This window comes from Hyphomicrobiales bacterium (assembly GCA_002869065.1).
In the GTDB taxonomy this organism is placed as follows: domain Bacteria; phylum Pseudomonadota; class Alphaproteobacteria; order Rhizobiales; family Rhodobiaceae; genus Rhodobium.
In genome coordinates, this window is the sequence record PKTR01000002.1 from 175,356 (window position 1) to 201,419 (window position 26,064).

Consider the following 26,064-nt stretch of genomic DNA (forward strand, 5'->3'; position numbering starts at 1 on the left):
AGACTACAGGAATGAACACGACACTTCGCGGGCTCGCCGCAGCCGCCTTTTTCGCCGGAAGCCTCGCTCTGATGCCGCTTCCCGCCCTCGCCTTCGACGGCGCTGGCGTTGCCGCGCGCTTCAACGAACTCGAGATCAAGGTTTCGAACAAGCCGGCGACGCCGGAATCGCTCGCCAAGCTCAGCTACCTGTCGCCGCCGCACAAGGCCAAGCAGCAGCTGACCGACGCCGACCTCGCGCTGATCGCGACGCTGCCGAAGCTGACCACGCTCGATATCGGCGGAGCGGAGCAGATCACGGTCGCCGGCATCGAGGCGGTTGCCACCTCGACCAGCATCACGCGGCTGACGATCGGGCGCACGGCGCTTGGCGATGCGGGTATTGCGGCGGCCGTCGGCATGACGCAGCTCGAAGAACTCAATCTTGGCGGCATGAAGAACGTGACGTCGGCTGCCGCGCCAATGATCGCCTCGCTGCCGAAACTGCGCAAGCTGGACATCTCGCGGCTCGGCTTCACCAATGACGACCTCGCGGCGTTCGCCAACCACCCGACGCTGGCCGAAGTCAACGTCTCCAGCGTCGCCTCGGTGAGCGATGCCGGTGTCGCCCATCTGGCGACCATGCCCAATCTGCGCAGCCTGCAGCTCACCTTCACGGCAATCGACGGGAGCTGCTTCACCGCGCTCGCCAATGCGCCGAAGCTTTCCTACCTGTCGGCGATGAGCACCAAGCTGAGCGATGCGGCGACCACCGATATCGGCAAGCTGGCCGCCATGGAGCAACTGTTCATCTGGAACAACGACATCGGCGACGAGACGGTGGGGCGGCTGAAAAGCCTCTCGAAGCTGAAGATCCTCTACCTCAACAGCACCAAGGTGACCGACGCGGGGCTCGCGGAAATCGCCGACCTGCCGTCGCTGGAAACGCTGTGGCTCGGCGACACGGCCGTCACCGATACCGGCCTTGTCGGCCTCAAGACGCCGAAGCTCTCCTGGCTCTATGTGGAAAAGACCGCCGCCACCAACGCCATTCTCGACGACATGGCGATGCGGCCTTCGCTGCGCATGCTGTCGACCAAGGGGTCGCAGATCACTCAGGAAGCAGGCGACGCCGCGCTCGCCAAGCGTCCGGCGGACATCAAGAAGCTCAAGATCTATTATTGAGCTCTGGCGTGGCCGCCACAGGCCGCCCCACAATGCGATCTGAAAACAGGACGGGCGCCAGAAACGGCGCCCGTTTGCTTGAGCCATCAACCGAGGCGCAAGCTACTTGCTGAGGCGGACCTGGGAGACATATTCGGAGAACAGCGCCGCAAGTCCGCTCTCGATCTCGGTGGCGGAGTTCGCCTGCAGGAACAGGCTGCTGTCGCTGGCACAGGCCTCCAGCGCGACCGGGATATATTGCTGACGCGTCTTCGGGCCGTAGCTCGGCGCGACCGTGCCGTCCCAGACCGTGCGGAACTTGCTGCTGTTCATGGTCTTGCCGAGCGTGGCGGCATAGCCCCAGTCGGTCGGCATCGGCAGATATTCGGTGTAGAGAACGCCGAGCTCGGCGCCGAGACCTTTCACATCGCCGCACCAGTCCGGATTGAGCGGGGTCAGCACCGTCTGCAACAGACTGGCGTCAACGGGGAAACGGAAGCCGGAGCTCGTCTGCAGCACCCAGTTTCGTTCCGAATGGACGCCGTCGGTCAGCAGAAGAACCAGTTTCTTCGGCGCGCTGGCCGAGCTGCCGTCGCCGGCGGTGCCGATCATGCTTTTCAGTTCGTCGAAGGATTCATCGAAGAAGGAGGCCTGTTCGGAGGAGGCGCTGGTCAGGCCGCTGGAATCGTCCTTCAGCGCGGCGCGTGCAGCCGAGGTCGAGGTGGTCGGCGCGAGGACCTCGGTGGCTCCCTGCCCGATCGTGTAGAGCCCGACCCGGATGCGCGCATGGCCGCTGTCGGCCGCGTCGATCATGTCGAGGACTTCCTCGACGGCGTCGAGCGCAACGTCGGTGCGCAGCTTCACACCCATGGCGACAGCAAGCTCGTAGACGGTGTCGTAGGACTTGCCGCCGTAATGGAACGGCCCGCCCTCGACCATGTGGCAGGCAAAGGCGCAACCGGCCTCGGAGTTCATCAGCGACTGCTGACCGGTCGCCGTTGCCGCCAGAAGCATCGAGGCCGATTTGTCGAGCACGATATAGACATTGAGATGGGACTGGGCGCCACTGGCCGCCGAACTCGTCACGCTGACATCGACAGTCTCGATATTGGCGAGCGCCAGCAGCGTCGTGGTGACGGTGGCCGATGCGGTGGCGGAAATCTCGCCGTCGTTCATCCCGACCGACACTTCGTGGAGCTCGTAATCGCCAGCGGCAACGCCTGGCTGCAGCTCCACCCATTGCTGGATCTTCGTCTGCAGGCCGGACTCGTCGAGCGACGACGCGCTCTTGGCGGCTGCCAGAACCGCCGCATCGAGGTCCGATTGCAGCGTCGAGCGCACGCTGTAGGCGCGCGCGAAATCGAGCCCCATGCCGACCGCAATCAGCAATGGCAGAAGAAGCAGGGCAAATATCATGATGACATTGCCGTCGTCGCGGGAGAGGAATTCGCGCATGCGCTTCAACACGTCGTCACCATTTGCGTTTGCCAAACCGGACTACGCGCAGTGCTCAAGAAGCGCGGGCGGTCTTGATGTATCGTTCTACCCGACAAGGATGAGAACTCGCTTAAATTGATCGATAAAAACCTAGAGAATATCTTTTAAATATCCGTTATTCGGCGCTTTTCCGAATGTTTCCGCAATTTGCGTCGGATCATCCCGTCAACACTGCGCGCAACCCTTGATAGGCGGCACCGTTGATCCTTTCTTGCGCCATTGGTTGCGCGGCGCTGCTCCCAAGACATCGCATCGCACCCCTCTGTCAATTTTGCGATATCTCCCGTATTTTCCTCTTTTTCTTCGTATTTCAAATAATTCTTTTCGTATTTCTAGATTCTTTTCCCGAAAATATCTCGCTCGAATAAATGATAATTTTTCCCGCAAATAGAAACAGAGATATTTATTGCATTACTAGCGACAGATTTTTGTTTTGCACATGATTATGAATACAGTGAACAAACTGAGAAAAATTTGCAAAATCCGTTTTATTTCTCTTGGAGCCGGTTCCAATTTCACTGGCAAGGCTCTAAGCTTGTTGCACTGCAACAGCCGGGACGAGGTTTATGACGGTTCTGACGAAGGCCGAAGAGATTTCCGATATCGCGTTTGGTTTCATGGGCTCAAAGGCGCTTTTCGCCGCCCTCCACCACGGAATTTTCACGCACCTGTCCGACGGACCGATGACCGCCGAGGAAGCCGGAGCGGCGTCCGGGCTGCATCCGGAACGAGCGCGCACATTGCTGACGGCGCTCGCCGCGCTCGGGCTCGTCACCGTCGACGACGACCGCTTCGCCAATTCGCCGGCGGCGAATGCCTTTCTGGTGAAAGGCGCGAAATACGATTTCGGTGACTATCTGCGCCTGCAGGTGGACCGGCAGATGTACGGCCTGCTCGACCAGATCGAGCTGGCGCTCGCCAACAAGCTGCCCGAGGACGCCACGGCCTCCTATGCCGAATGGTTTTCCGATCCCGACGAAGCCCAACTCTACTCGAAGAGCCAGCATGCCGGTTCGCTCGGGCCGGCGCGTGGACTGGCGCGCGCACTCGACATTGCCCATGCCCGGCGCCTGCTCGATGTCGGCGGCGGCACCGGCGCCTTTGCGATCACGCTTTGCAGGGAGTTTCCCGAACTCGAGGCGACCATCGTCGACTTTCCGAATGTCGCCGAACTCGGCCGCGCCTATGTCGAAAAGGCCGGTCTTTCGGACCGCATCCGCTACGTGCCGGGTAACGCGCTGTCGACCGAGTGGCCGATGGAGCAGGACGTCATCCTGATGTCCTATCTGATGTCCGGCGTTCCGGGCGACACCCATGAAGGCCTGATGAAGCGGGCCTTCGATCATCTGGTGCCGGGCGGCGAGTTCCTGATCCACGATTTCGTCGTTTCCTCGTGCCGGACCGAGCCGAAGCTTGCCGCGCTCTGGCAGCTCCAGCACACCGCGTTCACGCCGGGCGCGCGCTCGCTTGACGACGCCTGGCTTGCCGAACAGATGGCGGCGGCCGGCTTCACCGACGTCACCGTCGAGCCGATGATCCCGGAAATGACCATGCTGGCGCACGGCAAGAAGCCGGCCTGATCCCGTCTCTTCTAGAGCGTATCGCGTGATCATTGAATCACTCGATACGCTCTAATATTTTGTTTTGACGCGTATTCTTATCCGAAAACCGGTTCCCACTTTTCGCTGACGCGAACCATCGGTTCGGGAATACGCTCTAGGCTAGGCGTCGTTTCGCCCCGCAATCCGGTCAAAGAAACGCTCGCGTCGGCCGCGATCCGAACCGTATAAGCAGGGTTCGTGTCGCGGCGGCGAGGAAGGATTCGCACGCCGCACGACCCAAGCCGCCTGACGGCCAACAAACGCGCGCCCGGCGGGGCCGCCAAGGGAGGGTGCGATGCCGCTGACCATGAACCGGGAGGTCTTCATCACCTGTGCGGTGACCGGCTCGGGCGGGACACAGGACAAGTCCCCGCATGTGCCGCGCAGCCCCGAGCAGATCGCGGCAAGCGCCATCGACGCCGCAAAGGCCGGCGCAGCCGTCGTGCACTGCCATGTGCGCGACCCGGAAACCGGCGCACCGTCGCGCCGCCCGGAGCTTTACCGTGAACTGACCGAGCGTATCCGCGACGCCGATGTCGACGTGGTCCTCAATCTCACCGCCGGCATGGGCGGCGATATCGTGTTCGGCTCGACCGAGGCACCCTTCCCGCTCAACGAGGCGGCGACCGACATGATCGGCGCCAGCGCGCGCATGGAACATGTGCGCCAATGCCTGCCGGAGATCTGCACGCTCGATTGCGGCACGATGAACTTCGCCGAAGCCGACTACGTGATGACCAACACGCCGGGCATGCTGCGCGCCATGGGTGGCATGATGACCGAGCTCGGCGTCAAGCCGGAGATCGAGGCCTTTGACACCGGCCATCTGTGGTTCGCCAAGCAACTGGTCGAGGAAGGCACGCTGTCCTCGCCCGCCCTCGTGCAGCTGTGCATGGGCGTTCCCTGGGGCGCGCCGAACGACCTCAACACCCTGATGGCGATGGTCAACGCAATCCCGCACGAGTGGACCTGGTCGGCGTTCAGCCTGGGACGGGACCAGATGCCCTATGTGGCGGCCGCCGTTCTCGCCGGCGGCAATGTGCGCGTCGGGCTCGAGGACAATCTGTTTCTGGAAAAGGGCGTGCTGGCGACCAACGCCCAGCTGGTCGAAAAGGCAGTCGGGATCATCGAGGGGCTCGGAGCGCGGGTGCTCGGGCCTCAGGCAGTGCGCGAGAAACTCGGTCTGACCAAGAGGGCGCCGCGATGAAGGCGGCAATCGTCGGCGGCGGCGTCATCGGCGGCGGCTGGGCGGCGCGCTTCCTTCTGAACGGCTGGGACGTCGCGATCTTCGATACGGACCCAGAGGCCGAGCGCAAGATCGGCGAGGTGATCGCCAATGCGCGGCGCAGCCTGCCGAGCCTCTACGACCACGCGCTGCCGGCGGAAGGCGCCCTCACCTACCATACCGACCTGGCCGAGGCCGTTGCCGATGCGGACTGGGTGCAGGAGAGCGTGCAGGAACGGCTCGACCTGAAGCACGCCGTGCTCGGCAGCCTGTCGGAGCTTGCGCCGGCGCACGCCGTCATCGGCTCTTCGACGTCGGGCTTCAAGCCGTCGGAGCTGAACGCCAGGGGCGCGCGCGCCGTCGTCGCACACCCGTTCAACCCGGTCTATCTGCTGCCGCTGGTCGAGCTGGTCGGGCCTCAGGCGGAGACCGAAAAGGCGGCGGTGATCCTGCACGATATCGGCATGTTCCCGCTCATCCTGCGCAAGGAAATCGATGCCCATATCGCCGACCGGCTGCTCGAGGCCGTGTGGCGGGAGAGCCTGTGGCTGGTCAAGGACGGCATCGCGACGACGGCGGAGATCGACGAGGCGATCCGCATGGCGTTCGGCATCCGCTGGGCGCAGATGGGGCTGTTCGAAACCTACCGGATCGCCGGCGGCGAAGCGGGCATGAAGCACTTCATGGCGCAGTTCGGTCCGGCGCTCGAATGGCCGTGGACCAAGCTGACCGACGTGCCGGAGTTTTCCGAGGAGCTGGTTGATCTGATTGCCGGACAGTCGGACAGCCAATCCGGCCACCTCACGATCCGGGAGCTGGAGCGGCTACGAGACGACAATCTGGTCGGCATGATGCGGGCGCTGAAGAAATCTGCGACCGGCGCCGGCGCGGTTCTGGTGCGCCACGAGGCGGCGCTCGGCAATGCCCGGTCGACCCCCGAGCCGGTTGCAGGCGAACTCGCGCTGACCGGCGAACGGCACATTCCGCAAAGCTGGACCGACTATAACGGTCACATGAACGAGGCCCACTATCTCGAAGCCGGATCGCGGGCGACCGACCGCTTCATGGCGATGATCGGCGCCGACGACGCCTATATCGCGAGCGGGAAGTCCTACTTCACCGTCACCAACCACATCCGTCACCTGGGCGAGCTCAATGCCGGTGAGCGTATGACGATCAGGACCCAGGTGCTAAACGGCGATGGCAAGAAGCTGCACCTCTACCATTTCCTCTATGGCGGCGAAGGCCAGCTTGCGGCCTCGGTCGAGAGCCTGCTGTTGCATGTCGATCTGTCCACTCGCGCGACCTCGCTGCCGAATCCGGCCGTGGCGGAAAGGCTCGCCGCGTGGATGGAGGCGCACAAGAACCTGCCGCTGCCGGAAGGCGCCGGCAAGGCCGCGCGCTAGAGCGCTTGCGGACATAACAAAACGGGGAGGAGAACACCGATGAAGGTTGCGATCATAGGCGGCCACGGGTTCCTGGGGCAGCGGCTGGCAAAGCGCCTGTTGCAGAAGGGCGAAGCCGTCGGGCCCGACGGCGCGCTGCAGCCGATCGACGAATTGATCCTGATCGATCAGGTCGCGCCGGAAGCTCCGCTTGAAGGCGTGACAACGATCATCGGCGACGTTGCCGAGCCGGGCTTTTTCGACCGCGCGCTCGGCGACGACGTCACCAGCGTCTTCCATCTCGCCGCAATCGTCAGCTCCGCCGCCGAAGCCGATTTCGATCTCGGCATGCGGGTCAATCTCGACGCGACCCGGGCGCTGCTGGAGCTCTGCCGGGCGATGCCGATTGCGCCGCGCCTCGTCTTCACCAGCTCGGTCGCGGTGTTCGGCAATGCGCCGCCGATGATCGAGGACGACACGCCCGCCCTGCCGCTGTCGTCCTACGGGACGCAGAAGGTGATCGGCGAATATCTGGTCAATGATTACAGCCGCAAGGGCTATCTCGACGGGCGCTGCCTGCGGCTGCCGACCGTCGTCATCCGGCCCGGAAAGCCAAACCGCGCCGCATCGTCCTTTGCCAGTTCGATCCTGCGCGAACCGCTGCAGGGCGAGATGGCGATCTGTCCCGTCGACACCGGTCTCAGCCTGTGGATCCAGTCGCCGCGCGTGGTCGTCGAGAACCTCATCCACGCACACGACCTCGCCACGGACGCGTGGTCGGACGGTGCGCGCATTCTCAACCTGCCGGGACTCACCGTGACGGTCGCGGAGATGATCGAGGCGCTTGCCCGCGCCAGCGGCGACACCTCGCTGATCCGCCACGAGCCGGACGCGGAAATCGCCCGTATCGTCGGCAGCTGGCCGGGCGCCATGAACACACCGCGCGCCACCCGTCTCGGCTTCTCAAAGGACGAGACCATCGACGCCATCGTCGCCGCCTTCAGGCAAGAAGAACTGGGCGGCGCGCGCTGAAAGAGCGTATTATCGGCGCACCGGGCGCGAAGCGTCCCAGCCTTTTTGGGAAGAGGTCAACAATGCGGGTTTTGACTTGGAAAAATGCGGCGCGTCGTCTGGCGATCGCGGGGCTCGCCGCCGGTTTCGCACTGCTTGCCGGCGCGACGGCCAACGCGCAGCAGCTCGATGAGGGCTGGTGGATCGTGCTCGGCTCGTTCCCGACCGAGCCGTGGGAGCGGCAGGCGAGCGACCTCGAGACCATGCACCTAAAGGCCCGTCCCTGCCGGCTTGAGCCGTTCAACGACTTTTCGGCCAAATTCGAAGGCTTCCGGCCCGGCTACAACGTCTTCGTCGTCGGCGCCTATGCGAGCAAGGGCGAAGCGCAGAACAAGTTGCTGATGGTGAGGAGCTGCTTCGCCGACGCCTATGTCAAATACGGGCGCTATCTCGGCGAGTGACGCGGTATAACGACACCCGCCACCGGGATCGCTCCCGGCGGCGGAGGTGTTGTTTTCTCAGATATCGATCTCGCCGGCCGTTCCGGCGGCAATCGCGCCCTCGACGGCAGCAGCGGCCACCGCGAGATCTTGCAGACCGACGCCGGTTCCGTCGAACAGCGTGATCTCGTCCTCGCTGGTCCGTCCCGCGTGACGGCCGAGGATGACATCTCCGATCGGGGTGATCGCATCGGCCGAGACCAGACCCGCCTCCACCGCGTGCTGACACTCGCCGATGGTGGTTGCCTGCTGCAGTTCATCGGTGAACAGCGTCGCGGTGGCGACCAGCTCGGCGGCGACCTCCTGCTTGCCCTTCGTGTCGGTGCCCATGCAGGCGATGTGCGTGCCGGGGCGGACCTGCTCGCGCATCAGGATCGGGCCGAAGCTTGAGGTGATGGTGATGATCACATCGGCTTCCGCGCCGAGCCGGTCGAGATCGACCGCCTCGAAGGGCAGGCCGAGGTCGGCGGCGGCTTCGGCGAGTTTCGTCAGCCGCTCGGGATTGCGGTTCCAGGCAACGACCTTTTCGAAGCTGCGCACCTTGGCCGCTGCCCGCATCTGAAAGGCCGACTGGTGGCCGGCGCCGACCATGCCGAGCACGCGGGCATCCCCCCGTGCCAGCCGGTCGATCGAGACGGCGGAAGCCGCCGCCGTGCGCAACGCGGTCAGCAGATTGCCGCCGACCATTGCCGTCGGACGGCCGCTGTCGGGATCGAACAGATAGACCGTCGACTGGTGGTTCGGGATGCCGCGCTCGGCATTACCGGGGAAATAGCCGCCCGCCTTGACGCCGAGCAGGTGGCCGACCCGGTCGAGGCCGGACTTGAAGCCGTATTGGCGGCCCTCGCCCAGCGCCTCGCGGACGACCGGGAAATTGTAGGCGCCGCCCTCGGCCATCGCGGCGAACACCGCCTCAACCGCCGTGAACGCCTTTTCAGGCGTCATAAGGCCGGCGATATCGCGTTCGGGCACAACATGCATGGTCACGGTCCTCAGTAAGCCTTGCCGCGAGCCGAAACCGGCCACACCTTCTCGACCTTGCCGCCACGGACGCCGACATACCAGTCGTGGACGTTGGCGGTCGGATCGCAGTGACCCGGCACGAGGCGCAGCTTCTCACCGACCTTGAGCACGCCGTTCACGTCCTCGATGACGCCGTGCTCGTCGGAGCACTTGATGTATTTGACGTCGTCACGGCCATAGATGACCGGCAGGCCGCTGTCGATCGACTGGGCCTTGAGGCCGGCGTCGCAGATCGCCTTGTCGGTCTTGGCGTGGCTCATCACCTGGGTGAGGATGAAGAACGCGTTCTCCCATTCGCCCTGGTCGATGCGCTTGCCGTCCTTGTCGTGGATGCGTCCGTAGTCGGCGTCCATGAAGGCGTAGGAACCGCACTGCAGCTCGTTGTAGACGCCGGAATTCGACTCGAAATAGTAGGAGCCGGTGCCGCCGCCCGAAACCAGTTCCGGCTCGAGGCCGGCCGACTTCAGGCCCTTCACCGCGTTCTCGACCATCTCGATGGCGATATCGAGCTTCGCCTTGCGGTCCTCGTAGGAATCGAGGTGCTGCATGGCGCCCTGATAGGCCTGGATGCCGGAGAATTTCAGTCCCTCGGCGGTGTCGATCGCCTGGGCGAGCGAGACCACGTCCTGCGTCGTCGTCACGCCGCAGCGCCCGGCGCCGCAATCGATCTCGACGAAGCATTCAAGCGTCGTGCCATGCTTCTGTGCCGCCGCCGACAGTTCGGCGACGTTTTCCTTGTCGTCGACGCAGACGATGATGCGCGAGCCGAGCTTCGGCAGGCGGGCAAGGCGGTCGATCTTCATCGGGTCGCGGACCTGGTTCGACACCAGCACGTCCTTGATTCCACCGCGCACGAAGACTTCCGCCTCGCTGACCTTCTGGCAGCACACGCCGATGGCGCCGCCGAGTTCTTCCTGCAGCTTCGCGACATCGACGGATTTGTGCATCTTGCCGTGGGCGCGGTGGCGCATGCCATGCGCCTTGGCGTAGTCGCCCATCTTCTTGACGTTGCGCTCAAGCGCATCGAGGTCTAGGACGAGGCACGGGGTCTGGATGTCCTTCTCGTCCATGCCCGGCACTGCGGGCACGTCGAAACCGACTTCCAGTTCGTCGAAATTGACAGGCGCGTTCATGGTCATTCTCCCTTGTCAGGAATTCCAGGGCAGCGCGTCGAGATCGACATTGCCGCCGGTGATGATGACGCCGACACGCTTGCCGGCGAAGAGGTGCTTGTTCTTCAGGATCGTCGCGAGCGGCACGGCGCTCGACGGCTCCATGACGATCTTCATGCGCTTCCAGATCAGCTTCATCGCGTCGACGATTTCCTCTTCCGAAGCGGTGAGGATGTCGGTGACGTGGTTCGACACGAAGTGCCAGGTCAGTTCCTTCAGCGGCACCTTGAGGCCGTCGGCGACGGTGACCGGCGCGTCGTCGGCGATGATGTGGCCGGCCTTGAAACTGCGATAGGCGTCGTCGGCCTGCTCGGGCTCGGCGGCATAGATCTGCACGTCCGGCGCGATGTTCGACAGGGTCAGGCAGGTGCCGGACACCATGCCGCCGCCGCCAATCGGCGCAATGACGGCATCGAGACCCTCGACCTGGTCGTTCAGTTCGAGCGCGCAGGTGCCCTGACCGGCGATGACGCGCGGGTCGTTGTAGGGGTGGACGAATTCGGCGCCCGTTTCGGCAACCACTTCGGCAAACACCGCCTCGCGGCTCGAGGTCGAGGGTTCGCACTCGACGATGGTGCCGCCATAGCCGCGGACGGCATCCTTCTTTGCCTGCGGTGCGGTGCGCGGCATCACCACCGTGCACGGGATTCCGCGCCGGCCGGCGGCATAGGACAGGCAGGTGCCGTGGTTGCCCGACGAGTGCGTGGCGACGCCCTTTGCGGCCTGTTCGTCGCTCAGCCCGAACACCGAGTTCGAGGCGCCGCGCGCCTTGAAGGCGCCGGCCTTCTGGAAGTTCTCGCATTTGAAGAACAGTTCGGCGCCGGCGAGCCCGTTGATGAAGCTCGACGTCAGGACGGGCGTTCGGTGGATGTGCGGGCGAATGCGCTCAAACGCGCTTTCAACGTCGTCGAATGTCGGAATGTACATGTCGCTGTTTCCAATCGGCAAACGGGTACGCGGTCAGGCGGCCTTGGAGCGGTTCGCCGCCCCGTTGATGCTGGTGCGATAGTATTCCTGCGCGGCGGCGACGCCCGACCCGAGCGTGATCGGCAGGTCGAGATCGGCCATGACCATTTCGGCCGTGGCGATGCCCGACAACGCCATCACGTCGGTCATCGAGCCGAGATGGCCGATGCGGAACACCTTGCCGGCGACATCGCCGAGCCCGGCACCGAAGGCGACACCATAGGCGGACGCCGCATGGGCAACGATGCGGTTGGCGTTGAAGCCCTCCGGCGCAACGATCGCGCTGACCGTGTCGGACTGCAGCTTCTTTTCCTCGGCGCACAGCTTCATGCCCCAGGCGTCGACCGCCCGGCGAACGCCCTCGGCGATGCGGTAGTGACGGGCGAAGACATTCTCCAGACCCTCGGCTTCCAGCATGCGGATCGAGTGGTCGAGGCCGCGGATCAGATTGACCGGCGGCGTATAGGGAAAGCCACCATCCGCATTGGTCTTCAGCATGTCGCGGAAGTCGAAGAAGCAGCGCGGGCAGCGGGCGCTTTCCATCGCCGCGAGCGCCTTCTGGCTGACCGCCAGGATCGACAGGCCGGACGGCAGCATGAAGCCCTTCTGCGAGCCGGTAATGGCGATATCGACGCCCCAATCGTCCATGCGGAAATCCATCGAGGCGATCGAGCTGACGCCATCGACGAACAGCAGCGCGGGGTGATGCGCATTGTCGAGCGCGCGGCGCACGGCGGCGACATCGGAGCGGACCCCGGTCGCGGTCTCGTTATGGGTGACGAGGACAGCGCGGATCTTGTGGCTGGAATCAGCGATCAGCGCCTGTTCGAAGGCATTGATCGGCGCGCCCCTGCCCCACTTCTCCTCGATCACCTGAACGTCCATTCCCTGGCGCTGGCACAGATCGATCCAGCGGTGCGAGAACATGCCGTGGCGCGCGGCGAGGACCGTGTCGCCGGGCGACAGCGTGTTGGTGACGGCCGCTTCCCATGCGCCGGTACCGGTCGCCGGGAACAGGATCGTCTCGGCGCTCGTCGTCTTGACGATGCGCTTCACGCCCTCGAGCACGGGCTTGAACATGTCAACGAAGGTCGGCGAGCGGTGGTCGATCGACGGGAAGTCGACCGCACGGCGCAGCTCTTCCGGGATGTTGGTCGGACCGGGAATGAAAACGGGGTTCTGCGTCGACATGTTCCTACCCAAAGCTGGTGTTCTCGTTTGTGGGTCGGACCGTAGCGGCTCGCAGGCAGCCGGGCAATTTTTTTGAAATCTTTTTTCATATTCCGTGAAAAATATACAACATACTGATTATGCATAATTTTATATTTTTTCACTTTGCAAAATTGATTTTCATTCAGTAATTTTGAAATGCACTCGAAGTGCCGATAAACAGGAAAACGGGCATGAAAAGCAGCAGGCCGAGGGGCTGTCCGAAGGCGTTTCACGACAAGAGCGAAAGCGCGACGATCCAGTCGCTCGACCGGGCGATGACGGTGCTGAAGGTCGTCGCCGAGGGGTCGGGCATGTCGCTGAGCGAGATCGCGGCGGTCGGCGACGACTCGCCGGCGACCGTCTACCGCATTCTCACCACGCTGAAGAAACACGCGATCGTCGAGTTCGACGAGACCAGCCAGCTTTGGCATGTCGGCGCCGGCGCGTTTCGCATCGGCTCGAGCTTCCTGCGCCGCACCCGCCTCATCGAGCAGAGCCGGCGGGTGATGGAACGCATCATGGGCGAGAGCGGCGAGACCGCCAACCTCGCCATCATCGACCGCGGCGAGGTGATCTTCATCAGCCAGGTCGAGACGCACGAGCCGATCCGCGCCTTCTTCCGGCCTGGAACGCGCGGGCCTGTGCATGCCTCAGGCATCGGCAAGGCGATCATGGCGTATCGCTCGGCAGAGCACATCCATGCGACGCTGAGCGGGCACAAGCTCGAGCGCTTCACCAGCCACACGCTTGCCGACGAGGCCGCGCTTGTCACCGAGCTCGACGAGACTCGCGCGCGCGGCTGGTCGGTCGACGACGAAGAGCGGACAAACGGCATGCGCTGCATCGCGGCGCCGATCTTCAACCAGTTCGGCGAGGCGATTGCCGGCATCTCGATCTCCGGCCCGACGGTGCGCATGACGAAGGAAAAGGACGCCGGCTTCGGACATCTGGTCCGCGCCGCCGCCGACGAGATCACCAAGGCGATCGGCGGGGTGATGCCGGGGGACGGGTAGAGTTCGAGATCGCTCAGGATCGCGAGCGACGTCTGGGCGTTGAGGACAAGGTCATCTGCGCCGAACGCCGGCCGAATATTCCCGCAACCGTTGAATGTACAACCCTCTACATCTATTGATACCGCATGCCTATCGAGGGAGGTATTTCATGCGGTCGGCTGGCAAGCGCTCGCTCTTATTTTTCTGTTTCATTCTGCTTGTTCTGGCTTTTTCCAGGCTGTTTTCAGAGGATACGGCCTCAGTTCAGACAGAGCCGCCCAACGCCAAATACTCCACAAGCGAGCTGGTTTCGCACTTCAAGGTGCGGATGTGGCGATGCCTGCAAAAAGACATGGCGAAATGTGGAGACGCAAACAATATCGCAAAATTCACGAAACGCCCGCTGACTGTCGGGTTGCTGTTCTCGGGCGCCGAAGGATATTGCAGGCGAAATCCGCGGCCTTTCCGTCAGTCAGTTACGCAACAACGACAACCCGAAAATTCGCGATTTCGGAGTAGTTGGTGAGTCGTTGAACTTCCTTCTCGAAGACTTTCCGTTCATACGCGTTGCCGATGGGGCAAGCGACACCGACATCGTTATTGTCGAAGGCAGCATAGATGTTCTTGAATACTTCGTTGACAACAAACTCCTGACCGACGAACAAGCGAGCAGAGACAATTTGAACGCAGCGAAAGCTGAATTTTCAAACAAGAAATGCACCAACGTCTATGACTACAGTCTGGATCTCGACATTTTTCGTTCCCTGATCTTCATCAACCGGGATCATCCCGGTGACGAGATCGCCGGGTGCATGTTTGCAGCGCTTGCGTTCTACCAACCCGTTTACCGCAAGTTCTTCACCGAAAAGCTGACATCAAATCGTTTCATCAACCGGGTTTTGGGAAAAGACTGGTGCATCCTGCGCGTGCTCTACAACGAAGAAGTCACGCAGAAACTCGATCTTGATACGATTGACGACAAGCTCAGGAGCATTGTCTGGGAAGAATGCTTCGACATCATCAAATAAGCTCACGAAAACAAAGCGATAGTGCGCCACTGGACCGACGGTGCGCATGACAAAGGAAAAGGACGCCGGCTTCGGACACCCGCCCCGCCGGCGCCCGTGACGCTGGCCGATCTTTGCCGCGCGGCGGCCTCCTGATTGTGGGACGTCCGTGAAGCGGGTTGCCCTGGCGAATGGGTTCACCGAACTCGGCCGCTTCAGCGGATTGTACCGCCAGATTTATGACGAGCTGCCGTCGGCGACCCTTGCGCGTGCGCTTGCCTGACGCGCCGGGATTAACGCGAATGAAAAGCCCTGTCGGCGGGCGTAGCAACGGGTTTCCGGAGACGGGAGAGCGTACGCGTCTCAAGCTCCTCGAAGGTGTCTAAGGCCCAGGTTTTCGCTGAACGTCACAATTCACCGATATCAACGCAGTGCATTTCGGATTGGAGTGGGCGTCTCCGGATTGGACGCCTGATCGTCCCGTCGTTTCGAAATAGAAACTTACATTTCGGCTGTAACGGAAGTAACTGACAGCCTTGCGGAGCATCGTTGCCCAACCACCGGCCTTTGCCAGTGTCGAGAAGAGCTCGCGCCCCAGCTCAGGAGAAGTATCATGACCATGTCAGGTGTTCGGTCTGTCGACCGCGATATCTGGGTTCTCGACAAATATTTTGTCATTTCGGGCTGCCGGGCTTCGGTTCGGATGACCATCCTGCGGCTCGGAGATGGCCTTCTCCTCTATTCTCCAGTCGAGATGACCGAGGGGGACCGCGCAGGCATCGACGCGCTTGGTCCTGTCCGGGCCATTGTGGCGCCGAACCTGTACCACCATTTATTTCTGCGCGCGGCGCTTGAGACGTGGCCTGATGCGCGTGTCTTTGTGCCCGACGGGCTCGACGCCAAGATCGGGCCTATTCCCGGTGCCGAGATCATGGGTCCGCAGACCGATTTTGGCGGCGGAGACGCGCTGGAGTTCTTTGTTTTCGCAGGCCACGACCTTCACGAGACACTGTTCTGGCACGTACCGACCAAGACGCTGGTCAGTTCCGACCTGATCTACAATTACAGCGAAGATCAATATCCCGCGGAAAAGATGTTCTTCCGTTGTTTGGGATGCTACGGATCGCCCAACGTGCCCTTCTATCACAGGTTCGCAATACGCGACCGCGCCTCTCTCCAGAAGCTGATGGAATGGATTCGGGAACACGAGATCAGCCGCTTGATCATGAGTCATGGCCGGATCTACGAAGGTGAAGACGCTGGCGCAGTTTTCGCGAAGGTCTGGAACCGGTTTCGATAGAACGAGCGCGACAGCGGCTCGCGTAGCGACACGTGACCACCTGCAATATAAAGGAAAGTTTGGTAGCGGAGGAGGGACTCGAACCCCCGACACGCGGATTATGATAAAGCGTTATTTATCAATTACTTAGCCACAAAGCGACCCAAAGCGTGTCACGGACCAATTGAAAGCATTCAGAAACGGATCGCCAAACTTTCTCAATGGATTTCAAAGCGTTGCATTCAAACCCAATGGTAAATGCACCCCAATTGCAACCCAGCTGGAGTTATCGACCAGAATTGCGTAGTTTCGATCCACTGCGAATTGATGTTTGCGACGGTCGTAACCTACTCGCATAGATGATGGCTTAAGATTGGTGGAATATGCCAGCGCCCGAACTTCGATATAAGAACCGAGCCGTGTACTTTCGTAAGGGAATTACAGGCCCGCATTTTGCAAGTGAGAGCGTCCTAACCCGCGACACCTTTGAATTCGTTGACTTGTGGCTGACTCGGAACTGCAAAAAGGCGCTTCCTTTTTGGAAACAGGCGGAAGCATACCACAAGGCCTCGCGTGACCTTCCTCCTGTGTCTGCTCCACTCACGTCTTACTATTGCTTTCTAAACTGCGTAAAAACACTGCTCATCGTCAAGGAAAGATCCTTCACAGACAGACACGGTGTTGCAGGCGAATGGGATCCGTCATCGAAAAGAGCGCTTTCAAACGAGATAATAACCATTCAGGGCGCGGGCATTCTGACCAGCCTCAGTGACTACCTAGGAGAGGCCAATCTCGCCAAAGAGTTCAGCCTGTTGGATGCACTCGGCAACATCCCATACATCCACAGAGCTTTCCGACACACCTTTCGTTCCAAACCTGAGATATTCATACCTCTAACCAATTTGGTGTACCGAAAACACCCTACCGACGCGTACATTTGGTTTTCTGCAGAGGTCAAAGGAAGATTTTCTGATCCACGGTCGCTGCGAACGCTTCCAAGCACTTTCGAAGTGGATGGGGGCTACGTGGACCGCTGCGTTGTGCGATCGAAAAAGCGATACAAATGGTTCAAGCATGGAGACAGTCAGGAGCAGAAGGATAAGGCGATACGAAACCTCTGTGCGCTCCATCGACGGATGAGACGAGAGATTTCATTTATATCTGCACCGGTGGACCTTTGGTATCTTAAGAGGCCCGTGGCAGGTGCAAACATTATCCCTCGATCCAATCTCGTGCTCACCTTGGCTGTAATGCATCGACTGAGCGAATTGTCACGTTATGACCCAGCGGGTCTCTCCCAATATCTGGATGGAAAGGTGAACTGGCTAATCTCCGAGTTTATCAGGCTATCGCCGTATCAATTTGTGGACGAGATAGCTTGCGAACTAACTGGTTTGGAAATGCGTATGCCCGGCGTTAGGCCCAACTAGGCTGCGAAGTCCTCAGTGCAGGTTGTGCCGAGATCGCCTCTTATGATCGCACCAGAAAGTCGGGCACGGTGTGCGGCGCTATATCAAAGACGTACTGAACGATCTTTTCCTCAAGAGCCTTCGTCACTGCGCCTCTGAAATCAGCGATCGTGCTGAGCTTTTCTTTTCGAGCCTCACGGCGCCATGACACTTTAGTTCCTGTTGGCAAACGCCAATCAGGCAATCGGACGAGTGCAGTGTGCGCAAATTGAATGCCATCGCCACCAGCGACGTGGCTGACCCAGATGTGATCGTCGGCATGCGCCTCCCGCCTTTCTAGGTCCCACGTTGTAAAAAGCGACTGCACGTCAGACGAAAGGTCTGAGACTTGCTCGCCGCCTCGCCCAGTGAACGCCACCTCAGTGATACGCATTCGCCAATTTTCCGTTTTAGTGTCATCGGTCTCCGTCACCGACAAAAGTTCTTCTTTCTGAAAGCGCAAGTGTATACCGGCGCCCGGGCCGATTTTGTAGGCAACGTCACCTGCCAAAATTCCCAACAGGTTTTCCTTCATGGCGTCGCCAAAGTTGATGTTGAAATTGCGAACCGCCTTTGTGAGATGCCGAACCTCAAATAGCATCCACAGGGAATGGAACTTCCATGCAACAAGCAATGGCAGTCCGACCAAATCAGCATAATTATTGAGCCTTGCGAGGTAGTCAGGTTTGAAAGAGAGAGTGTTTGCTGCCTTGGACTTTACCTCAATCAAGACCGGGCGCCGCTCCACTTGGGTTGAGAAGTAAGCAAGCACATCAGGAACTTGGTAGTCCTTGCCCGACGTCGCTGGCAGTTGGTGTTGGTCAAGCTTGTGAAGAAGCTCACATTTTCCAAGCCAAGAGCATAGGACCGCAAATTCGTCTTCTGCCGGGAGTCCAATGTCTAGTCTCTTTACGCGCTCCGCAATCTCGCTAGCATCGGCATTCCAGCCCAGCTCTTGAAGAGTGTCGTGTATTAGACGATGCAAATCATCTGGATGATCATTCATTATTTTCGCCTGAAGAGTCTTGAAGCTAACCCGAAAGCACTTTGTAACTCGCCCCAAACCATACCCTGACACGCGGATTTTTCGATCTTAATTTCAGCGTCATGAAACGACGTCTGACGCCCAAGACCATCGACGCGCTGCCACCTGCCGTCAACAAGCGGTACGAGGTACACGACAAGCTGCTGCCCGGCCTGCACCTGCGTGTGTCGGCCACAGGTGGGAAGGTGTTCTACGTCTCCAAGCGCATCAACGGCCACATGAAGCGGATCAAGATCGGTTCATGGCCAATCCTGACGCTGCACGAGGCCCGCGACAAGGCACACAGCCTCCTGCGATCAATTGAGCTTGGCCGCTATGTCGAGAAGGCGCCGCACGAGGAAGAACAGCGCATGATGACGCTGGGCGAGGTCGTGCCGCAGTTCATCGAGCTTTACGCCAAGCAACGCACCAAGGACTGGAAAGGCAGCGAACGCGTCCTGCTGAAATTCTCCTCGCTGTTCTCGCGCCCTATCGACCAGATTAAGCGTGCTGACGTGGTGCGCGTGCTCGACACGATCATTGCCGGTGGCGCACCGACGCGGGCAAACCGGGCGCTGGCTGCGATCAAAAAACTCATGAACTGGTGTATTGACCGCGGCATGATCGAAACATCGCCTGTGGCTCATCTGAAGCCGCCGACGAAGGAAACGGCGCGCGAACGCGTGTTGAGCGATGCCGAGCTGAATACTTGCTGGCGCATGGCCGAGCTTGAAGGTTTCCCCTTCGCCCAATGCGTCCAGCTCATGATCCTGACCGGCCAGCGCCGTGGCGAAGTCTCCGGCATGCGCTGGTCGGAACTCGATCTGGAACAGGGGCTATGGAGTCTGCCGTCAACGCGCGTGAAAAACTCGACGGCCCACATTGTGCCGCTCGCACCCTCAGCGGTCGAGATTATCCGATCGGTGCCGCGTTTCCAGAACACGGATTTCGTGTTCACGACCACCGGCACAACGCCGATCTCGGGCTTTGGCCGTCTCAAGGAACGGCTGGACGCTGCTTTCGCAGATGCCGAGGACTGGCGCTTCCATGACCTGCGCAGAACGATGGCGACGAACATGGCCATGCTGCGCGTCGCCCCACACATCATCGAAGCCGTCCTCAATCACAAGACGGGTATAGTTTCCGGTGTCGCTGCAATCTATAATAGGCACGCATATCTAGATGAAAAGCGTGAGGCGCTGGAGCTATGGGCTAATCGTGTCGAAGAAATCACAGGACAGCGAAGTGCCTTGGTACCAAAGCTACGGGAAGCCAGCGTGGTACAGAATAGCGCCTAAATTCCCCGAGGGGCGCAATCCACAAATGGATCTATTTTCGGATCAGGTCATCAAACGAGTCACTGGTATTGCAGGTCGTCTCGACGAGGACAAAAGCTGCTCATTGCAGGCCGCCCTCCGCGATGTCGCGTTCCACTTCATGACGGCGCTCTATTCGACGCCCTTGCGCCTTTCTGGAGGCCCGGACGATGTGAAGCTCTTTGCACGCGTACAGCATCTTGAGCGTCAAATCCTCAAACCGGCGGATCGACTGATCGAGGCTCTGTCGGACAATAAACTGCCGCTCCTTTCCGAATGGCCGGAAGAAATACAATCAACAGCACCGAACCGAGAGGCGTTGATCGCGGAACTCACAAAGCTGCGTGATCGGGCCGAGGAACTGCGCGATCAGCTTGCCGATCGATTGCCGGAAGAGAACATGACGACGGAGTTCTTGATCGATCTCGGCAATGCATTGACCAAGGTTCTGAAGGACCACTTTCCGCAGCTAGCGATTAGTCGGGGCACCTATGACAAAGGAAGCTCTTCTGAAGTGGGCAAGATGCGTGGCCGCTTTCTGGATGTGATGGACATCTGCATAGCGGAAATCCTTCCCAACGATGGTCCACTCTCAAGCAATCTCGTCGGACAGCTTCGAAAATTGCGCGGTCCGTGACACATCCAGAACGATGTGTTCTGGACGTATCATTCTGTATTCTTGATGTTTTTCCCGACCTGATGCATCTCTTCTCAGGACGGAGCGCGCTCCTTCATCGCAATTCCAGAAGTTCCAAGATGAAGGAAATCCGAGATGATCAAGAAGACGAAACGGCGGCTGATCGAACAGCAGATCGTCCTCAACCGCCAAGATCTCACTAAGCTGGGAATCCGAGTCAACAATAGCTCACTTCTCCGCTGGGAAGCTGCAGGACGATTCCCGCGCCGTATCCGAATGGCCGGAACAAGCGTCGCGTGGATAAAGGCCGAGGTCGATGCCTGGCTTGAGGCTCGCGCCGAAGAACGCAGCCGGCACGTCTACGCCGACTTTTGATCGAGGGGCGCCTTAGCCCCTCCCTTTCCCTAAAATTACGATTGGAACACAGCATGCGAAATACATTTCGCGTGACCGACGCCATGCGCTCGCGTGAGACGTTGGTCGCTGCCCGCGCCTATCTCAAGGCCGGTCTCAAACTCATCCTGACCCACGGCATCGATGCCAATGGCCGATGCACTTGTGGCAAAGGGGACTGCGCGCACTCGGGCAAACACCCGATTGCCGAATTCTTTCCCAACGGGGCCAACAGCGCGACCACCGAAATTGCCCTGATCCGCAAAGCCCTGCGCAAGTACCCGAAGGCCAACATCGCTGCAACGCTCGAAGGCCGAACCGTGGTCGATATTGACGGGCCAAAGGGCAAGGCGCATGTCGACGCGCTTAAGCTCGCGAAGACGGTCAAAGTGAAGACCAAACGCGGATATCATCTGCACTACCTTGGCGCACCCGATGGCGGCGCATTCAAAGCCGAACAGGTGGACGTGCTCACCGGCTCAAACCGTTATGTCATGCTACCGCCTAGCATCCATGAGAGCGGCTTCCGATACATCTGGGTGCGATCGCGCGTGCAAAGGGCCGCGAAAGTGCCGGACAAATTACCAGGCCTCCGTCCTTCAGACACAGCAACACAAACTGAGAGGAGACGCGGAAGGCCACGTCATGCGATCAAGCTTGGCCAGCGAAACGACGTTTTGTTCCGCACGGCCTGCGCAATCCGTCGCCGCATCGATGACGAACAGGTCGTCCAAGAGATGATGAAGGTCGCCAACGTAAATGCGTGCGAAAAGCCGCTCTCAGAACAGGAACTGCGCAGCCTGATCGGCAGTAGCAGCCGATATGGCGAAACCCGCGAAGAACTTTTTGGCCCGCCCGTTCAACGCGAACCGCTTCCGATGGAATGGCTCTGGTATCCCTATATCCCGCGCTACGGCATGACCTTGATCGCTGGCGACCCGGGCGGCGGCAAATCGCTTCTGACAGCTCTGCTTCTCGCAACGGTAACGAGCGGCAATCCGTGGCCGCTTTCCGATGAAAGGCCGTCGGGCAATCGCGTCTTGGTGCTCGCCGCCGAGGACAACTGGCAGCGCGTCGTGCTCAACCGTCTGGTCAAGGCCGGGGTCGACCTCGACAACCTTCACCAAATGTACAAGTTCCGGGCACTCACAGACGACCGGCTGGAACTACTCTCCGAACACATGGAAGAGTGGCGGCCCGACCTTGTTGTAGTCGATACTTTGTCGGCCTATATGGGCGGCGGGCGTGACATGCACCGGCAGAACGATGTCGGGGAATTCATGGCCCTGTTGACCGAAATGGCGGAGACAACCGGGTCGGCGATCGTCGGACTGGCGCATCTCAACAAGACCAGTACCGAGAACCCGCTCTACCGGATTGTCGGGTCCATTGGTTTTGCAGCAAGCATCCGGTCCGCCCTGTTCTTCGGGCCAGACCCCGAAGACCCTTCACGCGTCGCTCTTGCCCACGGCAAGGCCAACCAGAGCGAGCTCGGCCCGACGATTGCATTTGAAAAGGTCGGCGTTGGACGCGAGGACGTCCCGGTGCTCAAACCTGTCGGGTTCAGCGAGGCCGACCACTTCGACGTCTGCCGGGTTCAGAAGAATGCGGTGGGCCGGCCCAGCAGCGAACGGCAGGCAGCCGAGGAGTTCGTGCTCGAATATCTCTCCGACGAGCCGACTGCATGGAAGAGCGTGCAACTCGCCGCCGAAGCGCGCTCGATCGCGTCTGAGGCGACGCTCAATGTCGTGCGGGCGGACCTCGCTAAGACTGGACAGATCGTGCAGGTCGGCAAGGGCAAGAATGCCCAATGGGTACTTGGGGAGGCCAACGACGAGGACTGATCGATATAACAATGTGCGTATGTGAATTGTTATATCGAATGCGCTCAAAACCGGATCGACCCACAGCGGCTACGGGACCAAAACCTCGGCAGTCGACGTCAGGGCCGATCCGGCCAAAGACGAGGTCACCCAAAAAAACGCCATCCCCCATCCCCCTTGTGGTTGACTGTTCAGCATAACGCATTGCGTTATATAACGTGATGCGTTATGTTTTCTTATGATCCAAAGCTTCGCCGATCCCGAAACGAAATTGATCTGGTCAGGACGGCAAAGCCGGAAGCTGCCGCCGGATATTCAGGCCGTCGCACTCCGCAAGCTGCGTCTCGTCAATCAGGCGCGTGTGCTTCAGGATTTGCGTGTACCGCCCGGCAACAGGCTCGAAGCCTTAAAGGGTGATCGCGCCGGTCAGCATAGCATTCGGATCAACAGCCAGTGGCGCATATGCTTCGTCTGGCAAGAAGGAGGCCCGAGCGATGTCGGAATTGTCGACTACCATGACTGATCTTTTGCCGAACCCTCATCCCGGCGAAATCCTGCTGGAAGATTTTTTGAAGCCGATGGGCGTCAGTCAGAATGCCCTTGCCCGCGCGGTGCATGTGCCGCCGCGCCGCATCAACGAGATCGTCTTGGGCAAGCGGGCGATGACCGCCGACACCGACCTACGTCTCGCACGGTATTTCGGCATGTCTGAGGGGTTCTTTCTAGGGTTGCAGTCCGACTATGACCTGATGCAGCGCCGCCGGGAAATCGGAGGCGATCTGAGTACGATCGAGCCGAGGGCCGCTTGAAGACCGCCGACATAGTCACCGGACCGACACGCTGTCTATTCATCAGACCATCAGGCGTCTGGACCGCGCCAATTTTCCAATTCAATCAATTACTCTCAATTCCCCCCCACCTGCGGCTATCTTGTTTGGGTGACAGGCGGGTGGCAAAGCGCGGGTTTGGGGTCGCATTCGGCGCCGATTTAGACGGACTAGCACCACGATTGCGCGCCCGTCATCGATCGCGTCGTACCGAGGCTTATATTTGACCCAGGACGCGCGTTTAGACGGTCGCCGGTAAGTTCCATCTCGGGAAACCGATGAAATCGCGCTGGTGGCCCGCATATTCGCCGAGGAGGCCTATACGAAACCCAACGCAACGCCGCCGCGTGCGCGTATGTCCGTCTGCCGGATGGGTTGGTTACAGGTTCGACTCGCCGGCTCTGTATCGATGGTGAAGCTCGCGACGGACCCGGCGCCATTTCCCTTGCTCGAAGGTGTTGGAGTAACGCCATGCGCGATCTTCCTTGATATAGGCCTTTTCCTCGGCATCAGGCCCATGCTTGGCGATGAGTTCGTTCACCAATGCGTTGATCTCGGCCTTGGGGATGAACAGGGGCCGAAGGCGAAAGGCCCACTCGTGCCAAATGGCGACCGCTGCGATCATGCCGATGAATATCGCGAGAGGAAGAAAATTGGAAAGAAACTGGCCCATCGCGTTCGCCTGAAATGTCGACGTGAACACAATAACCCAAAGTGGGATAATTCTAAAACAGGATTAGCTCTTCGCGCACACAATTGGGGTGATGCGTGCCGAGGTCGATCCACTCAGACGAATACCGGAAGTTGACCGCGATCCTCTTGGACGCGCGAAACGCTGCTGGCCTGACGCAGCAGGAAGTCGCCGACCGGCTGGGGAAACCGCAATCCTATGTCGCCAAGGTCGAGGGAAACGAGCGCCGTATCGACGTTGTGGAATTCATTGCGCTGGCAAAGGCCCTGGGCGTCGATTCTAGTGGCCTATTCAACGCCGTGCTCAACGCAGTTGCCACAACTCAGAAATTCCCAGATTGATCCAGGATTTGTTTTTCAGGATTCTCTGCGGAACAGCAGCACTTCGCATCCCCTAAGAAGCAACAATAATTCCTCGGGCAAACTCCAAAAGCCGAACCATCGCGAGTGTGTCCAACTCGCAATACTCTAGCAAGGACTTGCGTAGCGCCGCACGCTTGTCTGCATCGGGTTCAGCCAGCATCTTGGCCCAACCGTCCATAGCCGCAGTGCCATCCGCGATTTCCATGCCTTCGTATGTCAGATCTGGCAGGACGACAGGCAACACTCTCTTAATCGACGTGGAGCCATCAAAGGCAATGTCGACATAGCCGGTCTTGAAAACATCCATCAGATCGACGGTGCGTTCCACTATGCCCAACAGAAAATCGGCTTTGTCTGGAAACCGCGCGGCCATGTTCTTGTTCTGGGTGTTTTCAAAGGTTTTGTTCCAGACCACGATCGACCCCGTCGGGCCGATCGCTTGCTCAAGCGCCTCTATCAGGCTCCATGGCTGTTCCGCTTCATCCGCTAGATATTCGTGATGAGTGAGCCCGCCGTTCTGGTCAAGCACATGCAGGGAGAACTGGAAAGGGAGCGGTTCTTGAGGGCTGAGCCCATCAACAATCGGGATCGCCGAAGCGTAAGTCTCATAATCTAGAAAATAGAGTGGATAGTGCAAGACGTTGAAGAAATTTTCGATGTCGGCGGCGTCAACAAAAGGCTGTCCGTCTTTGTATGATCGAAGGACCGGCTGCTGCAATTTCGTGACCTCGTCCAGGCCTATTTCACCCAAGTCAAAGCGGTCTTCGCTGACGAACTTCTGCAGCTTGGCTCCCCCAATTCGCGGGAGAGAGTAGATGGAAGGTTTCGGAACGGTTGGATTGAAATAGTCGAAACTGTCACAATGCTGCGCTCGGCCTAGCATGAGACAAGTGCACGAGCCCTCGTCGATTTCGTTCTTTTGGAGAAGTGCTAGCGCATCTTCAATTTCCGCTTCGGTTTCGGCAAGCAATGCATTCACCCGAGCGGTTTCGTCGGCGAACGTGAGCAGTTCCTCAGGATTAACGTTTCCCGCTCGGACGTAGGCCTTATTCAGATGAACAATGAAAATGCTCCCGACTCGCTCCCCGGCGCGCTTGGCCGCGATGGCTTGGAATGCTGCGTCTTTGAGTTGGTTGTGCGGATTGCTGTCTTTGACGCTTGTCGAAGACTTAACTTCATAGAGATCCATCAAGCCATCGCTCCGTGTGCGCACCATGTCTACCTTGGCATAAAGGCCATCGTCGGTTTCAAACACTCTTTGGAACGAAAACTCGCTGGCATTGTCCCAAGCTTCGGCCAATTGGCGAACGTAGCCCTCGACAAGATATCCCTCCCTCGCCAGCTTTTTGGCGTATTCTGAGAACCCGCCGAATGGATAAACGTTCGGCTTCTTCTGCATTAGCCAAAGGGACTTGGGGCAGTTCAGATATTGGATGAAATCCGTTTTTGAAAGCGGCATTGCGCATACCTCGCTTCCGATATCAGGTCGTTGAAAATGTAATCGCTCGCGTGTTCTAGGGTTTTCCCTGAC

The 26,064-nt window shown here is 59.8% G+C and carries 25 protein-coding genes; 17 read left to right on the forward strand and 8 right to left on the reverse strand.

Annotation, left to right across the window (positions count from 1 at the left end; genetic code table 11):
• The first annotated feature begins 11 nt into the window (after positions 1-11).
• On the forward strand, positions 12-1,163 hold the full coding sequence (locus C0606_04555) for a hypothetical protein (protein ID PLX37567.1): 1,152 nt from the start codon (positions 12-14) through the stop codon (positions 1,161-1,163).
• Positions 1,164-1,265: 102 nt separating this feature from the next.
• On the opposite strand, the gene C0606_04560 is transcribed toward C0606_04555, so the two are convergent.
• Positions 1,266-2,597, reverse strand: a complete 1,332-nt coding sequence (locus tag C0606_04560) for a hypothetical protein (GenBank protein PLX37568.1) — start codon at positions 2,595-2,597, stop codon at positions 1,266-1,268.
• A 608-nt stretch (positions 2,598-3,205) separates the two neighbouring features.
• On the opposite strand from C0606_04560, the gene C0606_04565 reads away from it, so the two are divergent.
• From C0606_04565 to C0606_04585, 5 genes are all read left to right on the forward strand, one after another.
• Positions 3,206-4,219, forward strand: coding sequence for a methyltransferase (locus C0606_04565; GenBank protein PLX37569.1), 1,014 nt, complete (start codon positions 3,206-3,208; stop codon positions 4,217-4,219).
• Between the two features lie 316 nt (positions 4,220-4,535).
• A complete protein-coding gene (locus tag C0606_04570) occupies positions 4,536-5,447 on the forward strand; it encodes an NADPH dependent quinone reductase (protein ID PLX37570.1) in 912 nt (303 codons plus the stop codon).
• Positions 5,444-6,871, forward strand: a complete 1,428-nt coding sequence (locus C0606_04575; GenBank protein PLX37571.1) for a carnitine 3-dehydrogenase — start codon at positions 5,444-5,446, stop codon at positions 6,869-6,871. The genes C0606_04570 and C0606_04575 overlap by 4 nt, the downstream gene beginning before the upstream one ends.
• 39 nt (positions 6,872-6,910) lie before the next feature.
• Entirely contained in the window at positions 6,911-7,882 is a 972-nt protein-coding gene (locus C0606_04580; protein PLX37572.1) for an NAD-dependent epimerase, read from the forward strand.
• 62 nt (positions 7,883-7,944) lie between these two features.
• Positions 7,945-8,322 carry an SPOR domain-containing protein gene (locus tag C0606_04585; GenBank protein PLX37573.1) on the forward strand — a complete coding sequence of 126 codons (378 nt, stop codon included), beginning with the start codon at positions 7,945-7,947 and terminating at the stop codon, positions 8,320-8,322.
• A 57-nt stretch (positions 8,323-8,379) separates the two neighbouring features.
• Here the strand turns inward: C0606_04585 and C0606_04590 are convergent, their stop codons facing one another.
• From C0606_04590 to C0606_04605, 4 genes are read right to left on the reverse strand one after another with little or no spacing between them, the layout of a single operon-like run.
• Positions 8,380-9,342: an ornithine cyclodeaminase gene (locus tag C0606_04590; protein ID PLX37574.1), complete on the reverse strand. Its 963-nt coding sequence runs from the start codon at positions 9,340-9,342 to the stop codon at positions 8,380-8,382.
• Between the two features lie 11 nt (positions 9,343-9,353).
• Entirely contained in the window at positions 9,354-10,517 is a 1,164-nt protein-coding gene (locus C0606_04595; protein ID PLX37575.1) for an alanine racemase, read from the reverse strand.
• Between the two features lie 15 nt (positions 10,518-10,532).
• Positions 10,533-11,483 carry a serine dehydratase gene (locus C0606_04600; protein PLX38674.1) on the reverse strand — a complete coding sequence of 317 codons (951 nt, stop codon included), beginning with the start codon at positions 11,481-11,483 and terminating at the stop codon, positions 10,533-10,535.
• Between the two features lie 33 nt (positions 11,484-11,516).
• On the reverse strand, positions 11,517-12,713 hold the full coding sequence (locus tag C0606_04605; GenBank protein ID PLX37576.1) for a serine--glyoxylate aminotransferase: 1,197 nt from the start codon (positions 12,711-12,713) through the stop codon (positions 11,517-11,519).
• A 212-nt stretch (positions 12,714-12,925) separates the two neighbouring features.
• On the opposite strand from C0606_04605, the gene C0606_04610 reads away from it, so the two are divergent.
• The 4 genes from C0606_04610 to C0606_04625 all read left to right on the forward strand — a co-directional run bounded on the left by C0606_04610 (position 12,926) and on the right by C0606_04625 (position 17,442).
• Complete coding sequence (locus C0606_04610) at positions 12,926-13,747, forward strand: IclR family transcriptional regulator (GenBank protein ID PLX37577.1); 822 nt, start codon at positions 12,926-12,928, stop codon at positions 13,745-13,747.
• A 509-nt stretch (positions 13,748-14,256) separates the two neighbouring features.
• Complete coding sequence (locus C0606_04615) at positions 14,257-14,754, forward strand: hypothetical protein (protein PLX37578.1); 498 nt, start codon at positions 14,257-14,259, stop codon at positions 14,752-14,754.
• Between the two features lie 592 nt (positions 14,755-15,346).
• Positions 15,347-16,033, forward strand: coding sequence for a hypothetical protein (locus C0606_04620; GenBank protein ID PLX37579.1), 687 nt, complete (start codon positions 15,347-15,349; stop codon positions 16,031-16,033).
• A gap of 362 nt (positions 16,034-16,395) precedes the next feature.
• Complete coding sequence (locus tag C0606_04625; protein PLX37580.1) at positions 16,396-17,442, forward strand: hypothetical protein; 1,047 nt, start codon at positions 16,396-16,398, stop codon at positions 17,440-17,442.
• A gap of 40 nt (positions 17,443-17,482) precedes the next feature.
• Here C0606_04625 and C0606_04630 read toward each other — a convergent pair whose 3' ends face one another.
• The gene (locus C0606_04630) at positions 17,483-18,466 is read right to left on the reverse strand and encodes a restriction endonuclease (GenBank protein PLX37581.1); all 984 of its coding nucleotides are present in this window, start codon (positions 18,464-18,466) and stop codon (positions 17,483-17,485) included.
• A gap of 101 nt (positions 18,467-18,567) precedes the next feature.
• Here C0606_04630 and C0606_04635 point away from each other — a divergent pair, with 101 nt between their 5' ends.
• The 6 genes from C0606_04635 (at position 18,568) to higA (ending at position 23,462) form a co-directional block, all read left to right on the forward strand.
• Positions 18,568-19,782 carry an integrase gene (locus C0606_04635; protein ID PLX37582.1) on the forward strand — a complete coding sequence of 405 codons (1,215 nt, stop codon included), beginning with the start codon at positions 18,568-18,570 and terminating at the stop codon, positions 19,780-19,782.
• Between the two features lie 103 nt (positions 19,783-19,885).
• Positions 19,886-20,437, forward strand: coding sequence for a hypothetical protein (locus C0606_04640; protein ID PLX37583.1), 552 nt, complete (start codon positions 19,886-19,888; stop codon positions 20,435-20,437).
• Between the two features lie 135 nt (positions 20,438-20,572).
• Positions 20,573-20,812: a hypothetical protein gene (locus tag C0606_04645; protein PLX37584.1), complete on the forward strand. Its 240-nt coding sequence runs from the start codon at positions 20,573-20,575 to the stop codon at positions 20,810-20,812.
• Positions 20,813-20,865: 53 nt separating this feature from the next.
• Complete coding sequence (locus C0606_04650; GenBank protein ID PLX37585.1) at positions 20,866-22,674, forward strand: hypothetical protein; 1,809 nt, start codon at positions 20,866-20,868, stop codon at positions 22,672-22,674.
• A gap of 217 nt (positions 22,675-22,891) precedes the next feature.
• Positions 22,892-23,176 (forward strand): plasmid maintenance system killer protein, encoded by a 285-nt coding sequence (locus tag C0606_04655; protein ID PLX37586.1) that lies wholly within the window; start codon positions 22,892-22,894, stop codon positions 23,174-23,176.
• Entirely contained in the window at positions 23,148-23,462 is a 315-nt protein-coding gene (higA, locus tag C0606_04660; protein PLX37587.1) for an addiction module antidote protein, HigA family, read from the forward strand. The genes C0606_04655 and higA overlap by 29 nt, the downstream gene beginning before the upstream one ends.
• A 397-nt stretch (positions 23,463-23,859) precedes the next feature.
• Here higA and C0606_04665 read toward each other — a convergent pair whose 3' ends face one another.
• Positions 23,860-24,153 (reverse strand): hypothetical protein, encoded by a 294-nt coding sequence (locus C0606_04665; protein PLX37588.1) that lies wholly within the window; start codon positions 24,151-24,153, stop codon positions 23,860-23,862.
• Between the two features lie 95 nt (positions 24,154-24,248).
• On the opposite strand from C0606_04665, the gene C0606_04670 reads away from it, so the two are divergent.
• Entirely contained in the window at positions 24,249-24,512 is a 264-nt protein-coding gene (locus C0606_04670) for an XRE family transcriptional regulator (GenBank protein PLX37589.1), read from the forward strand.
• Between the two features lie 52 nt (positions 24,513-24,564).
• On the opposite strand, the gene C0606_04675 is transcribed toward C0606_04670, so the two are convergent.
• Positions 24,565-25,992, reverse strand: coding sequence for a DUF2779 domain-containing protein (locus C0606_04675; GenBank protein PLX37590.1), 1,428 nt, complete (start codon positions 25,990-25,992; stop codon positions 24,565-24,567).
• Positions 25,993-26,064 lie beyond the last annotated feature (72 nt).

Bases quoted from the DNA above. Each gene is read 5' to 3' on its own strand.
- C0606_04555 (PLX37567.1), top strand. From the start codon at position 12: ATGAACACGACACTTCGCGGGCTCGCCGCAGCCGCCTTTTTCGCCGGA.
- C0606_04560 (PLX37568.1), bottom strand. From the start codon at position 2,597: ATGCGCGAATTCCTCTCCCGCGACGACGGCAATGTCATCATGATATTT.
- C0606_04565 (PLX37569.1), top strand. From the start codon at position 3,206: ATGACGGTTCTGACGAAGGCCGAAGAGATTTCCGATATCGCGTTTGGT.
- C0606_04570 (PLX37570.1), top strand. From the start codon at position 4,536: ATGCCGCTGACCATGAACCGGGAGGTCTTCATCACCTGTGCGGTGACC.
- C0606_04575 (PLX37571.1), top strand. From the start codon at position 5,444: ATGAAGGCGGCAATCGTCGGCGGCGGCGTCATCGGCGGCGGCTGGGCG.
- C0606_04580 (PLX37572.1), top strand. From the start codon at position 6,911: ATGAAGGTTGCGATCATAGGCGGCCACGGGTTCCTGGGGCAGCGGCTG.
- C0606_04585 (PLX37573.1), top strand. From the start codon at position 7,945: ATGCGGGTTTTGACTTGGAAAAATGCGGCGCGTCGTCTGGCGATCGCG.
- C0606_04590 (PLX37574.1), bottom strand. From the start codon at position 9,342: ATGCATGTTGTGCCCGAACGCGATATCGCCGGCCTTATGACGCCTGAA.
- C0606_04595 (PLX37575.1), bottom strand. From the start codon at position 10,517: ATGAACGCGCCTGTCAATTTCGACGAACTGGAAGTCGGTTTCGACGTG.
- C0606_04600 (PLX38674.1), bottom strand. From the start codon at position 11,483: ATGTACATTCCGACATTCGACGACGTTGAAAGCGCGTTTGAGCGCATT.
- C0606_04605 (PLX37576.1), bottom strand. From the start codon at position 12,713: ATGTCGACGCAGAACCCCGTTTTCATTCCCGGTCCGACCAACATCCCG.
- C0606_04610 (PLX37577.1), top strand. From the start codon at position 12,926: ATGAAAAGCAGCAGGCCGAGGGGCTGTCCGAAGGCGTTTCACGACAAG.
- C0606_04620 (PLX37579.1), top strand. From the start codon at position 15,347: ATGACCATGTCAGGTGTTCGGTCTGTCGACCGCGATATCTGGGTTCTC.
- C0606_04625 (PLX37580.1), top strand. From the start codon at position 16,396: ATGCCAGCGCCCGAACTTCGATATAAGAACCGAGCCGTGTACTTTCGT.
- C0606_04630 (PLX37581.1), bottom strand. From the start codon at position 18,466: ATGAATGATCATCCAGATGATTTGCATCGTCTAATACACGACACTCTT.
- C0606_04635 (PLX37582.1), top strand. From the start codon at position 18,568: ATGAAACGACGTCTGACGCCCAAGACCATCGACGCGCTGCCACCTGCC.
- C0606_04645 (PLX37584.1), top strand. From the start codon at position 20,573: ATGATCAAGAAGACGAAACGGCGGCTGATCGAACAGCAGATCGTCCTC.
- C0606_04650 (PLX37585.1), top strand. From the start codon at position 20,866: ATGCGAAATACATTTCGCGTGACCGACGCCATGCGCTCGCGTGAGACG.
- C0606_04655 (PLX37586.1), top strand. From the start codon at position 22,892: ATGATCCAAAGCTTCGCCGATCCCGAAACGAAATTGATCTGGTCAGGA.
- higA (PLX37587.1), top strand. From the start codon at position 23,148: ATGTCGGAATTGTCGACTACCATGACTGATCTTTTGCCGAACCCTCAT.
- C0606_04665 (PLX37588.1), bottom strand. From the start codon at position 24,153: ATGGGCCAGTTTCTTTCCAATTTTCTTCCTCTCGCGATATTCATCGGC.
- C0606_04675 (PLX37590.1), bottom strand. From the start codon at position 25,992: ATGCCGCTTTCAAAAACGGATTTCATCCAATATCTGAACTGCCCCAAG.